This is a genomic window from Herbaspirillum sp. B65 (genome assembly GCF_000333555.1).
Lineage (GTDB): Bacteria > Pseudomonadota > Gammaproteobacteria > Burkholderiales > Burkholderiaceae_D > Herbaspirillum > Herbaspirillum rubrisubalbicans.
The window spans coordinates 1-218 of record NZ_BADI01001238.1 but is presented as its reverse complement, the minus strand read 5'-3'; the positions used below and the strand labels follow the sequence as shown (position 1 = coordinate 218).

The 218-nt window shown below is 61.0% G+C and carries 1 protein-coding gene; it reads left to right on the top strand.

Annotation, left to right across the window (positions count from 1 at the left end):
• The coding region (locus tag I5W_RS28920) for an AIR synthase-related protein (RefSeq protein ID WP_044531845.1) at positions 1-218 on the top strand (218 nt) is incomplete at both ends.

Below are 218 nucleotides of genomic sequence, written 5' to 3'. Positions count from 1 at the left end.
CGTGAAGAACGTGCTGGCCGCGCTGGCCGCACATCCCATCAAGGCACTGGCCCACATCACCGGTGGCGGCCTGCTGGAAAACATTCCCCGCGTGCTGCCCGAAGGCACTGCCGCTCATCTAAAGAAGGGCAGCTGGCCCCAGACTGAGCTGTTTGCCTGGCTGCAAAAGACCGCAGGCATTGACGACATCGAAATGAACCGCACGTTCAACAACGGCA